The sequence below is a fragment of the Deinococcus pimensis DSM 21231 genome (assembly GCF_000519345.1).
Taxonomy (GTDB): Bacteria; Deinococcota; Deinococci; order Deinococcales; family Deinococcaceae; genus Deinococcus_A; species Deinococcus_A pimensis.
In genome coordinates this window covers 85,909-99,993 of the sequence record NZ_KI912673.1, presented here as the reverse complement: position 1 = coordinate 99,993, position 14,085 = coordinate 85,909, and the positions used below count along the sequence as shown (strand labels likewise).

Genomic DNA, 14,085 nt, shown 5'->3' with positions numbered 1-14,085 from the left:
GACGACGCGCAGGCCGCGCCGTGGCTGGTTCGCGCGGCGGACGCGGCGCGCCTTCAGGGACGACTGCGCGAGGCGACCGCGTTTCGTGAACGCGCCGCGGACCTGTACGAGACGCTCGGCGCGAACGACGACGCCTTCGACGCGGTCTCCACGGCCGCGCATCACCTCGTGGAGCTCGCGCTGCCCGGCGACCTGACGCGGCTGTGCGACCGTCTCGCGCGGCTGGCGCGCACGCCACGGCAACGCGCCCGCGCGTACGAGGCGCGCCTGCACCTGCTGTACGAACAGTCCGACTGGGCGGCGCTGCGGCAGCTGTCCGAGACGACGCTCGCGCACGCGTCCGCGCTCGGCGACACGAACCTGCTCCTGATCTGCCATGACGCGCTCGCCATGCTCGCCATCTTCGAAGGGCATCACGACGACGCGGCGTCGCACCTCGCGCGACTCGACGAGTTCAGCGTCACGCTGGACCGGCCGTTGCTGCGCGCCACCACCCGCTACGGTCAGGGCTGGGTGATGGGCTACACCGACCCTCGCTCCGCGGTGGAGCTGCTCGAAGCGTCCGTCACGCTGTCCGAACACGCGGGCGGTCACCCGCTCGGGCGCGTTCCGACCCTCGCGAAGCTGACCGAGGTGTGGCGCGAGCACGGTCACGCCCCGAACGCGTACGGCGTCAGCCTGCGCGTACGGGAGGTGCTGGAGCGGTCCGACGTCGCCAGTCACCTCCGTCTGGTCGGCGCGCACGCCCTGTTTCTCGCGCAGCTCCTGACGGGCGAGTACGACGCCGCGCTCGGCACGCTGCGCGGCGCGCTCAAGCTGGACGTTCCACCGCAGGTGTGGTGGCGGAGCGTGCTGCGTCTTGACCTGGCCGAACTGCTCCTCACGCTCGGCGCGCCCCGAGAGGCGCTCGCGGAGCTCGACGCGGTGGACGCACGCGCGGATCTGCACGAGGTGGATCAGCCGCGCCGCCTGCTGCTGCGGGCGCGCACGCTCGTGACGCTCGGACGGCCCGCCGACGCGGCCTTCGACGAGGCCCTCGCGCGTCCCTTCACGATCCGGCACGCGTACGTGCACGCGCGGCTGCTGATCGCCCGCGCGGCCACCCTCCCGCTCGCGCGGGCGACGCGTCCGCTCGAGGAAGCGCTCGAGATCGCGCGCGCGGCGAACCTAGGCGGGGTCCGCATCGAGGCGCTCGTCGCGCTCGCGCAGGCGCACCTGACGCTCGGGCAGCCGGAGCTCGCGAGGACACACGGCGCGCAGGCCGTCGCGCTGAGCGAAACGTTCACGTCCGACGTACCGACCTTCGACGTCTGGGCCACGCACGCGGCGGCGCTGAACGCCACCGGGGACCCCGGGGTCACGGCCGCCCGGGAGCGCGCGCGGCTCCTGCGGCAGGACGCCGAGCGGCGCGTCCCGTCCGGCTACCGGCTCACCGGCAACTCGACCCGTTGAAGGGCGGCCAAGGCGGGCCGGAACACGCCGCGCGAGCGACCCTCGGCGAGCCCGGCGACGAGGCTCAGGACGGTCAGGGTGAGGGTGCGGGCGCCGGCGACGCCGATCCAGCCGACCACGATGACGAGCAGGCCGAGTCCGGCGGCGCGCGCGTGCGTGCCGAGCGACGGCAACCGGGGCGACCCGACGTTGCCTGGCGCGTTCTTCGACCGCGAGCTGTGGCTCGTGGCGTCCTCCGCTCAGCTTTCGCGTTCCGCCAGACTGAGCAGCCACCGCAGGTAGTCCCCCACGTACGGCTTCGGACCGGGCGTCGTACCCTCGAACGTCCGGAACTGCCGCTCGTACGCCACCACGCGGTGCGCGAGCGCCACGAGCCGCGCATCCTGCCAGCGCGCCCCATGCACGTCGATGCCGAGGGCGTCCTTCGTCTCGCGCCACAGCAGGTCCGGCAGGTCCGGAGTGACCTGCCGCGCCGGGAGGGACGCGCGTGCGTCGTGCGAGGTCCACGCGAGCAGCCACCCGACGTCCAGGAGGGGATGCGCGACGTCGAGCTCGCGCAGGTCGAACCACCGCCCCTGCCCGGCGCTCACGAGGGCGTTCATGGGCTGCGCGTCGCCGTGCGGTATCGGCGCTCAGTGTAGGCCTCCTCGGAGGGTGACCTCGTCTGCCTAACTCGGAGGCGCCCGGCAGGCCGAGGCGTGCCCCGCGTCGCGGACGCTGGACGAACCGCTCGGGGTCACCGCGTCGGCGACGGGGAGGACCCGCCGCGCTTGGTGAGCCGGAACCGAGTGGCGTGGCGCTCAGGAGCGTACGGTGAGTTCAGGGGTCGCCCGTCGTCTCGTGTCCTCCCGGCGGCCCATACGGTCTCGCCCGGTGGTTCGCCGGGGGCAGGAGGACGAGCATGAACGACGACGCGTGGCATCTCGGCAAGGAACCCGACCCGTCGGACAAGATGGAGGCCGAGGGGGACCGCGACGACGTGGATCCGCGCTTCCGGGGGCGCGGCACGCCCGGCTTCGACCCCGCCGACGAGGAGAAGGGCGAGGGGGACTGAAGCGCCCCGCTCGCCTCGCCTCACTCACCCCGGGATGGACGGCACGCTCGCCCGGCGACGTCGGACGCTCCGGGACGGCGCGTCCATCCTCGCGCTCGACGGGTGGGCACGGGCCCCGTCCTGTCTACCTGACGACGCCTCTACCGCCTCACCTTGTGCGCGGTTCAAGCTGAGGCATGACGTACGACTTCACCTGCCCGACCGATCTCGCGGAGCGTCTCGCGGCGCTCAGGCTCGAGCACGACCTGCCCGGTCTCGCGTGGGCGGCCGCGCCCCAAGGCGGGGAGCTCCTCGCGGGCGCGAGCGGCGCTCGGCGCGTGGACCACCCGGACGCGCTGAGCGTGCACGATCCCCTTCATCTGGGGTCCTGCACCAAACCGATGACCGCCACGATGCTCGCCACCCTCGTCCCGGACGTGCTGAGCTGGGACACCCGCGTCGCGGACGTGCTGCCTTCGGGCGCCGTGCACCCGGCGTACCACGACGTCACCCTCACGGACCTGCTGTCGCATCATTCGGGCCTGCCGCCCTTCGAGGAGGACCATCAGTTCGACGGCGCCCCCACGGAAGGCACCACGCGTGAGCGTCGCGACGCCTTCGCCCGCTGGGCGCTCACCTTCGACCCGGTCGGTCCTCGTGGGGCGTACGCGTACTCGAACGCGGGATTCGGCGTGGCCGCCGTCCTCGCGGAGCACGTCACGGGCCGCTCGTGGGAGGACCTGATGCGCGAGCGGGTCTTCGCGCCGCTCGCGCTGGACGGCGCCGGGTTCGGCTGGCCCGCGCTCGCGCGGCCTGACGGGCCGTGGGGACATCAACGCGAGGGGGAGCGGTGGGCGCCGCATGACCCGACGGGCACGTACCACCTGCACGCGGGCATCACGCCCGCCGGGGACGTCCACATGAACATCCTGGAGTTCGCCACGTTCGCCCGCGCGCACCTGCGCGGCCTGCGCGGCACGCCGGGCGTGCTGGACGTCGAGACGTTCAGGCGGCTGCACACGCCCGTCGAGCCCGGCGGCAGGTCCGGGCTGGGGTGGGGCGTCAGCACGTACCGCGAGCGGCGCGCCAGTTCGCACTCGGGCAGCGCGGACACCTTCCTGGCGTTGCTGCTGGTCCTGCCCGACGAGGGGTACGCGTTCGTGGTCGTCACGAACGCCGCCGGGGAAGCGGCGGACGCAGGGACCCGCGCGGCGCTCGCGCAGCTCGTCTCGGAGTTCACGTCCGCCCGTGTCGGCTCCTGACGACGCCCTCACCGTGACGGACGAGCGCGCGGCGGCGTTCCTGACGGACCCGGCCACGCGGGTGTTCGTCGAGCCGTTCCTCGGTCGGGACGCGAGCGTGACGAGCGCTGCCCGCGCGGTGGGCGTGACGGGGAACACGATGCTGTACCGCGTGCGGCAGATGCGCTCGCTGGGGCTGCTGCGTGTCACGCGGGAGGTCCCGAGACGAGGCCGCGCGGTGAGGATGTACCGTGCGGTGGCGGATCGGCTGTTCGTGCCGTACACCGCCACGTCCGCCGTGAACCTGCGGGAGGTGATGCGCCGTGAACGCGCCGCGCATGACGAGCTGCTCCTGGAGGCGCTCCTGAGGGTGATGAGCGGCGTGCACGACGACGCGGCGTGGGGAATGCTGCTGTACCGGTCGGGTGAGGGGGTGTACGCGTACGACGCGGTCCATCCCGAGGAGCCGTGGGAGGCGCGGGGCGCGCAGGACCCGGCGGTGCTGGACTACTCGATGGTCGTGCACGCGCTGTCGCGGGAGGACGCGAAGGCGCTGCAGCGGGAACTGCGGGAGGTGCTCGCCCGGTACCTGAGGGGCGTGAGCGCGCCGGGTGGTGGACGGTACGTGCTGCGGGTCGCGATGGCGCCGCTCGGGTCGGAGCGGGAGAGGTGACGTCCCGTCAGGGAGGCAGGACTCGCGGCGGTGACGGCGGCGTGGACACCTGCCGAAGCATGGGCGTCCCCAGGCCGGGACGAGCAGGGCGACGCGCGCCGCGGCATGACGTCGCCCGTGACTCGAAGCGTCATCGAGCGCTGCGCCGTCACCTCGACCCTGAGCCCGAACAGTGGCTCGAGCCAGCACCCTGGCCGCTCGAATTCATGAGGGTGAGCGTGTGAAGGGCGTCCCACAGGAGGCGCTGTTACACTGGCGGTACCAGCATGCCGCTCCGCACCGTGCACCTCACCAGCGCCGCGCCACCGCACGTGCAGCCTCATCTGCTCACCCTCAACCGCCGCGCCGCCACGCGGTACGGTCGCGCGGCGCAGTCCCTCGCCTCACTCGCCCGGGACCATCTGGGCACGCTCGGGTGGAGTGTCGCGTCGCCCGTGCAGGCGCACCGTCTGCTGAGCGCCGCCGTGGCGGACGAAGGCGTGAGCGCGCGTGCGTACGGCGCGGTCGTTCGTGAGTTCCTCCGCGTGGAGGCCGATCTGGACGCGCTGGAACGCGATGACGTGCCCCGCGTGCGGCAGGTCGCGCGCCTCGCCGCACGGTACCGGGCGCTGCTGCGCGCCGGGAAGCTGGTGGACGGAGCGGAGCTCCTCACCGTCGCCGCGAACAGCATTCCACGGCTGGGGGCGCTCACGCTGCTGGGCTACGTGCGGCTCACGAGGGACGAGCTGCGGCTCCTCGACACCCTCGCGGGTGAAGGGAGCGAGGTGTGGCTGCCCTGGGCGGAGGACGCCCTGTTCGACGAGAACGACCGCGCCGCCGTGTGGCTCGAAACACGCGGCTGGACGGTCGTGCGTGACGAACGCGAACCCGGGGGTGCGGCCGGGGCGTTCCTGGGGCTCGGCGAACGCGCGGCCCCCGCGCGGTCGTGCGCTTCACCCGAGGATGAAGTTCGCGCGGCGCTCGCGGACATCAGGGGACTCCTCACCCGGGGCGTTCCAAGCGAGGACATCGCGCTCGTCACGGTCGACGACGCGGCGTGGGCGCCGCTGGTGGAGGCCGTCGCGTGGGAGTACGCCGTCCCGGTGAGCGTCACCGCGTCCGTACCGCTCGCGGACACCTCCGTGGGATCGTGGTTGGCCCGAGCGCTCGATGTCGTGGAGGGCCGCGTGGATTTCGAGACGGTCGCGCGGCTGCTCGGGCACCCGCTCGATCAGGGCCTCGATCCCACGTCCTGGCGAGCGCTGCGCCGCGAACGGCCTGGCACGTTCGACGCGTGGACGGAGGCGGGGGTGACCCTCGACGGGTTCGTGTGGCCCGAGCAGGACACCCGGGCTGGTGGGCGGGCCCGGCTCCTGGAGCTCCTGAGGGCGCGGGGCATTCGCGCGCGTGCGAGCGAGCGACGGCCGCTCGATCAGGTGGCCCTGGACACCCTGGAGAAGGAACTCATCGTGCTCGCCGAACCCGCGGGAGAGACGCTCTCCCGCGGGGCGCTCATCGAGGAGTTGCGGGCGCTGCTCGCGTTGCTGGCCGTGGCGCCCGAACCGCGGGCGGACGCGGTGGAGCTCGTCACCCCGTACGCCCTGATCGGCGCGCGTGTGCCGCATGTGTTCGCGCTGGGCCTCGCGGAGGGCGCGTGGCCCGCGCCCCTGCACGACGATCCGGTACTCGATTTCGTGGAGCGCGCGCGCCTGAGGCGCGCGGGCGTGCCGCTGGAGGTGCCCGGCAGTCTCGCGCGGCGTGACCTGCTGTCGTTCTGGTCGCTGCTGCGCGCCGCGCCCGAGGCGCTGACGCTGAGCTTCGCGGCGCGTGACGCGCTTGGGAAGGAGACGTTGCCGAGCGCGTACCTCACGCGGCTCGGGGTTCGGATCGAGCCGTACGAGGAGAGCGCCGTGTGCAGCGTGGAGGAAGCCCGCCGGAGCGACCTCGGGAGCGACGAGTCCGCTCCGGACGAGGTGCTGGACTTCGCTCGGGCCGCCTTCGAGGTCGAACGTCGCCGCGAAGCTCACCTCACCTTCGACGAGTACGACGGCCTCACCGGTCTCCCCGTGGACGTGGACGCGCGGGTGTTCTCGGCGAATCAGCTGCGGACGCTGGGCACCTGCACCTTCCGCTGGTGGCTCGCGTACATCCTGCGGATCGAGGCGCAGGGCGAGGACGAGGACGACACGCTCGGGCTGGGACAGCTGCAGCACGCGGTCCTGCGCCGCCTCGCACGTGAGGCGATCGCGCGAAGGGACGAGGACGCGCGCGAGGTGATGCTGGGCGCGCTCGACCACGCCCTGAGTGAAGCGGAAACCGAACTGGGGTGGCCGCGGACACGCACCTGGGCCCTGCAACGCCCCGAGGTGCGCGCCCGACTCGACCGGCTGCTGCGCGCCCCTGCCTTTCTCGTGCCCGGTGCCCGGATCGAGGCCGCCGAGGTCGAGTTCGAGGGCGTGTGGCAGGGCTTCCGGGTGCGTGGGCAGGTCGACCGGATCGATCGGCTCGGCGGGAAGCTGACGGTGCTGGACTACAAGAGCGGCCGCAGTCGACCGTGGGGCGCGCAGGACACGGACCGCAAACTCAACCTCGACCTGCAACTCCCGATCTACCTGCAGGCGGCGCTCCCGGCCCTGTACCCGCAGGAACCCACGGGCGGCGCGGCGTACCTGTCCTTGAAGACTGCCGAGGTCATCGGCCGCGTCACCCTGAGCGAGGCGGCCTTCGAAGCGTTCGCGGCGCGTACCCGCCGGGCGCTGGAGACGGGCGCGTTCGTGCCGAGCCCGGACGCCGCGCGTCGCGCCTGCACCCGCTGCCCCTTCCCACCTGTGTGCCGCGCGGGACCACGCCTGGAGCGCAAGAACGCGGTGGGCACGTGAGCCTCACCGAGCAGCAGGCGCGCGCCGCGCACGCCATGGGCAGCGTCGCGGTCGTCGCGGGCGCCGGCAGCGGGAAGACGCACATGCTCGTCGCGCGGTACCTGCATCACCTGCGCGCGCACGACCTGACGCCGCTGGAAATCGTCGCGGTGACCTTCACGGAGAAGGCCGCGGCGGAACTGCGCGCCCGCATTCGCGCGGCCGTGCAGGCGGCGTGGCCGCGCGACGTGGACCGCCTCGCGGAAGTCGAGGCGGCGCAGATCGGCACCATTCACGCCCTGTGCGCGCGGGTGCTGCGTGACCATCCCGAAGCGGCGGGCGTCGTGGCGGACGCGCGGGTGATGGACGAACGCGAGACGCGGGTGTGGCTCGCCGGACAGTACCGCACGGCCCTCGCGGCGCTCCCGGCACGAATCGTGGAGCCGCTGGGGTTCTCACGTGTGGAGACACTGCTCGCGGCGCTCCTGCAGGATCCCCTCACCGCCGCCCGCGCCCTCGACGTGGGCAGCGAGGGCTGGGCGGAGCTCGCCCGTCGGGCGCGGCAGGACGCGCTCGCGCGGCTGCTGGAGAGCCCGCGCTGGCGGGACGCGCTCACGGTGCTGGACGCCCACGCGGGCGCTGAGAGCGACCGCATCGAGCGTGCGCGTCGTGAAGCGCTCACGCATGCCCACGCTCTCGCGCACGACCCGGTGACCCACGCTCAGGGTGTCCTGGAGGTGAAGCTCACGGGAGGCAGCGTGAAAGGCTGGCCTGGCGGGGGCTTCACCGAGGTCAAGGACGCCATCAGGGTCCTGCGTGAAGCCGTCGGGGACGCCCTGACGCGCGGACTCGCGCTGGAGATGGGGGAGAGCGACGCCTGGCTGGGTACGGTCCTGCCTGCCCTGCGTGAAGCGTTCCACCTCGTCCGCGGGGACCTCCAGGAGCGTAAACGCCGCGAGGGACTCCTCGACTACGCGGACCTCGAGGTGCACGCCCTGCGCGCCCTCGAACGTGAGGAGGTCCGCGCGCATTACGCGCGGCGGTGGAAGGCGTTCCTGCTCGACGAATTCCAGGACACCAATCCCGTTCAGGACGAGATCCTGCGCCTCCTGCGGGAGGGCGCGCTCAGCACGGTCGTCGGGGACGAGAAGCAGAGCATCTACGGGTTCCGCCGCGCGGACGTCGGGCTCTTCCGGCAGGTTCGCGCGGACCTCCTCGCGGCGGGAGGAGAGGAGGTGCGGCTCGACCTGAGCTTCCGCACGCACCGCGCGCTGGTGGAGCGCGGCAACGCCGTGTTCGCGGCGCTCCTGGGCGAACTGCACGCGCCCTTGCGTGGCGCTCGTGAGGCGGCCGGAACGGACGTGGATTTCGAGGCGTTCCTCGTGGAAACGGACGCGCCCGCGGCGGGCGCTCGGCGCGCGGAGGCGGCGTTCATCGCCCGGTATGTTCGTGAGCTGCTCGGGCGCGTGACCGTGCATGACCGCGAGGGCTCCCGTCCGGCGCGGGCAGGTGACGTGGCGGTGCTGACCCGCACCTGGGGGCCGCTGGACGGCGTCGGCGCGGCGCTCTCCGCGGCGGGCGTCCCTGTGGCCGCGGCGGGTGTCGGCTCTCTGCTGGACACCCGTGAGGCGCTCGACGCGCTGAACCTCCTGACGGCCGTGGCGCTGCATGATGACCTGGCGGTCGTCGCGACGCTGCGCTCCCCGTGGTGCGCGCTGAGTGACCGCGCGTTGCAGGAACTGCAGGACGCGCGGGGTGAGCGGTCCTGGCGGGACGTCCTGGAGAGCAGCGAGGACCCACGTACGCGCCGGGCGGCGCGGTTCCTGGGGACGTTGGAGACCGAGCGGCGGACGCTTCCGCCGAGTCGGCTGCTGCAGCTCGCGGATCGCCTCACGGGGTACACGGCGGTCCTCGCGAACCTGTGGGGCGCCGAACGTCGTCTCGCCGACTGGCGCGGCACGCTCGACCTCGTCCGGTCCCTGGAGCGGGGCGAGGAGGATGTCTTCGTCGTCGTGCGTTTGCTGCGTGAGCTGGTGAGTGCGGATGTGCCCGTTCCCCGCCCGGCCCTCGCGGCGGGGAACGCGGTGACGTTGACGACGATGCACGGCGCGAAGGGACTGGAGTGGCCGGTCGTGATCGTCGCGGATCTCGCGTGGACGCCGCCGAACACCAGCCCGGAGGTCCTGTTCTCCCCCCGCTTCGGGGTGGGATTGAGGCCGGATGTGGTCGAAGCGTCCGCACCGGTGGTGTACGCCGTGCAGAACGCCGAGCGTGAAGTGCGTGAGGACGCGGAGGCCCGCCGGCTCCTGTACGTGGCGCTCACCCGCGCCCGCGACCGACTCTGCCTTGTCGGGGCGGGTCGCCCGGCGCGCAGTCTGCTCGCGTTGCTCGAACCGGGTCTCGCGCGCGCCGGAGTGCCGCTTCGGCTCGTGACGCCGCACGAGGGGGACTTCGTGTCGCCCGACTCGATGGTCGATCCCTCCTGACAGCGGGATGAGTTCGAGGGACGCCGCTTGGTTCATCACGCCCATCGCTCGGGGGTCTGAATGATCGGTCGTGTGAAGCGTTGATTCCCGTTGGTCTCGAGAGGGAACAAGCTGATGTGACCTCATTCACCGGGAAGGGGACCACTTCCCTTTCTTCCATAAGACGCTTAACGGAGAAAAGGCCGCTCACGGTACCTCATCACGCCCTCGACGCCTCACGCGGTCGTTCGCCGGACGGGCGTCGAGGCACAAGGCCACCACAGGTGGAATGTGAACAGTGCGATGCCGGGGTTGGCGCGCGGCCTTTGACATGACACTCCCGGGCTGGTTCACCTCGGTTCGACGAGGCGCAGGAGACCCGCCGTGGTGGACCGAAAGCCGACCCGCGCGTAGAACCCTTCCAGGTGGGGCTCGAAGTCCACGTGCAGCCATTCGGCACCACGTGCCCCCGCTTCGACGATGGCGTGGCGCAGCAGCATCGTCCCGACGCCCTGCTTCTGGTAGTCCTTGTGGACGGAGGTATCGAAGATGGAGGCGTGAACGCCGCCGTCCCAGGCGACGTTCACGAACCCAACGAGCCTTTCGTCGTGATAGGCGCATACCCAGCAGAGACTGCGTTGCAGGATGCGGTCCCACCGCGTCCCGCTCGGACAGCCCCACGCGCTCGCCATGAGTTCATGCATTGCTCGCGGACCCGGCGGTTCGTTGGTCACGTACCGGATGTCTGTCATGAGTGCACGGTACTTCAACACTGCCCCCTGCTCCTCGCGCCCGGCAGGACCGGGTGCCGTCACCCCTGCCGCACTGCTCACGTCATCTGTCTTGTTCACCCTCCGGGCGACCATCGGCCACCGACCCCGCACGTCGAAGCCGCCCTCGCCGAACGCGCCGGCGACGATCGAGGCGCGGCTCAACATCGCGATGGGCGCTACCTGGCGCGTTGCAGGGCGGCCGACACCGGCCCGACGATCTTCGGCGCGTTTTTCACGAGCGCCCGGTTCACACGCGGCGCGAACACGCCACGCTCCACCGCTCCGTGATGTTGGTCGTGCGTGTCCGCCCTTTCCGGATGTTAGTCCGGGTGGTGGGTGGCGCGCTCCGTGTGCCGTGAGCCGTGGGAGGTGTGCGTCGCCCGGCGCGACGGGCAGGGTCATCCACGTGCTGCACGCGCTTTTCCCGTGCTGCGTGTAATCCGTGGGATTGGTGCGTGTATTCCGTGGGATTGGTGCGTGTAATCCGTGGGATCGGTGCGTGTATTCCGTGGGAAAGGTGGCGGACTTGCCGTCCTGGACGGTCTGCTGGAGCCCGTGTCGCGGGTGCGTGTATTCCGTGGGATGGAATGGGACACCTGCGTGTAATCCGTGGGATTGGTGCGTGTATTCCGTGGGAAAAGTGCGTGTAATCCGTGGGATTGGTGCGTGTATTCCGTGGGAAAAGTGCGTGTAATCCGTGGGATTCCGGAACGTAGAAGCGTGCTGGACGGCGTTTTTCCGGTCGGCCCCTCGTCCCTGATGATGTTTATTTTGATGATGATCATCAAACAGGAGGACGGCGAGGAGCGTGGTGACACTTCACACCCGAGGCGCTTCTCATGGCAAACTGAGCACGAAACGTGGAGAGGATCGGATGACGCAACGAGGCGCGCGAGGTACCCGCGTGGTCCGTGAGTTGAGGAACGAGCTCAACCGCTCGTCCATGTGTCTCGTGCTGCCCGTGAAGACGACGCGGGTGAAGCGGCGTGAGGTGGATACGGTCCTGCGTGGCCGCCGGTACCGTCTGAGCGTCAAGACCGGTGAGGACGCCCTGCCGCACGGCATCGACAACGACGTTCTCACGGCGATCATCACGCTGGCGATCGAGTACGGCCTTCCGGAGGACAACACCATCCGCACGAGTGGACGTGAGCTGCTCAAGACGGCGATGTTCGGCGGTGGGGGGCGCGAGCACGCGAGGTTGCTGGCCAGCCTGCTGCGCCTGTTGAACGTGACGTTCGTGTTCGGTGAGGGCTGGTACGACGCGAAGCGCAAGCGGTGGAAGTTCGAACGTGAATCGTTCCGTTTCCTGGAGAAGGTCCGGTGGGGTGACGAGGAGAGCGAGTCGGGTGATGTGGAGTTGCGGGCGGACGCGCCGCTCGTGATCGTGCTCAACACGGACCTCGCCGAGCAGTTGCGGGCCGGGCACGTGTACCTGCCTGACCCGCACATCATTCGCGCGGTGCGCGACGCGCCGGCGCGGAGCCTGTACAACTTCCTGGAGGCGCACCGTGAACGGGAGCGCCTGGAGCATGGGGTGCTGCCGTCGTCGTTGACGTTCGAGCTCGAGCCGCTCGCGCAGATTCTGGGGATCGGGCTGGGCTCGGAGATGCGTTCGGACGTGGTTCGGCGCAAGCTGGGTGAGATGGGGTCGTCGTTGACGTCGGCGGGGTACCTGGAGGGCGTGTCGTACGACGGGCGGGGGTTGAGTGCGAACGTGACGATCTCGTTCCGTGAGGAGCAGGTCGAGAAGGTGCTGGACGAGTCGCTGGTGGCGCTCCTTTGTGCTCAGGGGATGAACGCGACGAGCGCGCGGCATCTGGCGTTGTCGTACCCGGAGAACGTGCGCCGTGGTGTGGCGGTGTTCGAGGTGATGATGAGGCAGTACGCGCGGAGTGGGTCCCGGCCGCGCAACCCGATGGGATTGCTGACCCTGGCGATCAAGAACCCGGAGAAGTACCAGCAGAGCACGATCCTGGAGCAGGGTCGGGGTGGAGCGTCCGTGACGTCCGTGGCGGCCCGGGCGGTGGACGTGGTGCCGTTGTCGGTGGCGGAGGTGGAGGAGGAGGACGCGCGGCGGGAGCGTGAGGAGCGTACGGAGTGGGAGGCGTTGTCGGTGGAGGGCCGGGTGTCGCGGTTCGTGTCCCGCGTGTCTGTGCTGGGCGTGCGGTGTGCGCAGGAGGATGTGGCTCTGCTGGGTGGGGCGGGGTACGACCTGATGGGGCTGTGGCAGGAACTGGTGCGTGTGAAGGCGCGTGGGGGTGTGCCGCAGGAGGTGTTGGATGGGGCGTTGTCGGCGGTGCGTGCGGTTGTCGCGTTGGGGGGCGTGGAGAAGTAGGGCGGCTGCCGTCGTGACGAGCAACTCCAACACAGGGTAATTTTATATACAAGGTGATGTTCGATCCTCCTGCTCGTGCGGCAGCACTTCCTCTTTCGCTCCTCGTGCCTTCCCGCCCTCTCCCTCTGCCCTGCTGACGTCCTGCTGATGCTTGGGCCTGTGCTGGGAGGAGTGCTTGGTGTGGGGGAACGGGTGGGCGAACCACTCTTCTATATTTATAAAAATTAGCGATTGTCTAGACAGGTCACTCCCTCCGTGACCCCGCAACACGACCCGACACACTCACCAGCTCACGCCCGCCCGACGCGCGCCGCGCATCCGACTTGCTCCACGTCGCGGACGCGGCACGCCGAATACCGGGCGGCTCGCCGAATATCGGTCCGTACACTGTGGCCATGGAGTTCCCAGCACGCGCGACGCACGATCAGCGGCTCGACCGCGCCCGCCGAATCACTCACCTCGTCCGCTCCGCGTACGGTGAGCGGGTCCTCGCGGTCGGGGTGTACGGATCCACCGCCCGGGCGCTCGACCGGTCCTTCTCGGACCTCGAACTCGCCGTGGTGCTGCCGGGCCTGCGGCGGTTCGCGCGACAGGAGTACTTCCTCGACGGCTGGAAGACCGAGGTGGAGTACTGGCCGCCGGAACGGCTCGTCGACGAGCAGAAGGAGCTGGACCTGGAATGGCCGTTCAGGGGCGGGCAGTTCTCGGACGTCCTCGCCCTGCATGACCCGCACGGCTTCTGGGCCGGCGTCGCGGCGTTCCATCCGGGCGAGGCGGAGTTCCGCGACGCGCTGCGTGAGGCGCTCGTCGGGGAGTACCTCGAACACCTCGGGAAGTACCTCAACGCCGCCGAGAGTGGTGATGCCGGCGAGCAGCGGCTGGCGTACGTGACGCTCACGCTCGACGCGCTCGGACTGGCCGGGCTGCTCAACCGGCGCTGGTACGTGTCACGCGCGACCGCCGCGCGGGAAGCCCTGTCATTCGAGCTCCTGCCCGCCGGGCACGAGGCGTTGCTGGCCTCCGTCGTCGAAGGTGAGCTCGGCGACCCCGCGGCATTGAGGGCGCGGGTGCTGGCGTACCACGCGGGTGTGCTGGACGTCGCCGCGCGGCTGGGCGTGGAGTTGTGGGAGCCGCGCCTCCCGGACCCACCGCCGCTCGACTTCTCGCACTGAACGCTCGACGTGGACGAGGCGGGCGAACGCGTCGCCGTACCGTCCGGCAACCCGGCCCTCCACGCGGCGCCGCCCCTCGGCGGCGTTGGCGGCGGCACAGG

Annotated in this window: 11 protein-coding genes; 8 read left to right on the top strand and 3 right to left on the bottom strand. The window is 71.0% G+C overall.

The features are described 5' to 3' along the window. Positions 1-1,452: ATP-binding protein (locus DEIPI_RS0122815; RefSeq protein ID WP_027483297.1), on the top strand; the 1,452-nt coding region annotated here is incomplete at its 5' end. On the opposite strand, the gene DEIPI_RS0122810 is transcribed toward DEIPI_RS0122815, so the two are convergent. Together DEIPI_RS0122810 and DEIPI_RS0122805 are read right to left on the bottom strand one after the other, a co-directional pair. Continuing rightward, positions 1,422-1,625: a hypothetical protein gene (locus DEIPI_RS0122810; protein ID WP_027483296.1), complete on the bottom strand. Its 204-nt coding sequence runs from the start codon at positions 1,623-1,625 to the stop codon at positions 1,422-1,424. The two genes, DEIPI_RS0122815 and DEIPI_RS0122810, sit on opposite strands and share 31 nt — an antisense overlap. A gap of 66 nt (positions 1,626-1,691) precedes the next feature. Further along, positions 1,692-2,054, bottom strand: coding sequence for a hypothetical protein (locus DEIPI_RS0122805; RefSeq protein WP_027483295.1), 363 nt, complete (start codon positions 2,052-2,054; stop codon positions 1,692-1,694). Between the two features lie 299 nt (positions 2,055-2,353). Between DEIPI_RS0122805 and DEIPI_RS40580 the strand changes: the two genes are divergently transcribed. From DEIPI_RS40580 to DEIPI_RS33880, 5 genes are all read left to right on the top strand, one after another. Continuing rightward, entirely contained in the window at positions 2,354-2,506 is a 153-nt protein-coding gene (locus tag DEIPI_RS40580) for a hypothetical protein (protein ID WP_169737194.1), read from the top strand. 176 nt (positions 2,507-2,682) lie between these two features. Further along, positions 2,683-3,747 carry a serine hydrolase domain-containing protein gene (locus DEIPI_RS0122795; RefSeq protein ID WP_027483294.1) on the top strand — a complete coding sequence of 355 codons (1,065 nt, stop codon included), beginning with the start codon at positions 2,683-2,685 and terminating at the stop codon, positions 3,745-3,747. After that, a complete protein-coding gene (locus DEIPI_RS0122790) occupies positions 3,734-4,399 on the top strand; it encodes a helix-turn-helix transcriptional regulator (RefSeq protein WP_027483293.1) in 666 nt (221 codons plus the stop codon). Before DEIPI_RS0122795 ends, DEIPI_RS0122790 begins: the two co-directional genes overlap by 14 nt. Before the next feature lie 266 nt (positions 4,400-4,665). Continuing rightward, a complete protein-coding gene (locus DEIPI_RS0122785; protein ID WP_027483292.1) occupies positions 4,666-7,257 on the top strand; it encodes a PD-(D/E)XK nuclease family protein in 2,592 nt (863 codons plus the stop codon). Beyond that, a complete protein-coding gene (locus DEIPI_RS33880; protein ID WP_045235008.1) occupies positions 7,254-9,722 on the top strand; it encodes a UvrD-helicase domain-containing protein in 2,469 nt (822 codons plus the stop codon). Before DEIPI_RS0122785 ends, DEIPI_RS33880 begins: the two co-directional genes overlap by 4 nt. 329 nt (positions 9,723-10,051) lie before the next feature. On the opposite strand, the gene DEIPI_RS0122775 is transcribed toward DEIPI_RS33880, so the two are convergent. Then, a complete protein-coding gene (locus DEIPI_RS0122775; protein WP_211238346.1) occupies positions 10,052-10,639 on the bottom strand; it encodes a GNAT family N-acetyltransferase in 588 nt (195 codons plus the stop codon). A gap of 709 nt (positions 10,640-11,348) precedes the next feature. On the opposite strand from DEIPI_RS0122775, the gene DEIPI_RS0122765 reads away from it, so the two are divergent. Further along, positions 11,349-12,812, top strand: a complete 1,464-nt coding sequence (locus tag DEIPI_RS0122765) for a replication initiator protein A (protein WP_157463904.1) — start codon at positions 11,349-11,351, stop codon at positions 12,810-12,812. Positions 12,813-13,207: 395 nt separating this feature from the next. After that, positions 13,208-13,984, top strand: a complete 777-nt coding sequence (locus DEIPI_RS0122760; protein ID WP_027483289.1) for a kanamycin nucleotidyltransferase C-terminal domain-containing protein — start codon at positions 13,208-13,210, stop codon at positions 13,982-13,984. Positions 13,985-14,085: the final 101 nt, after the last annotated feature.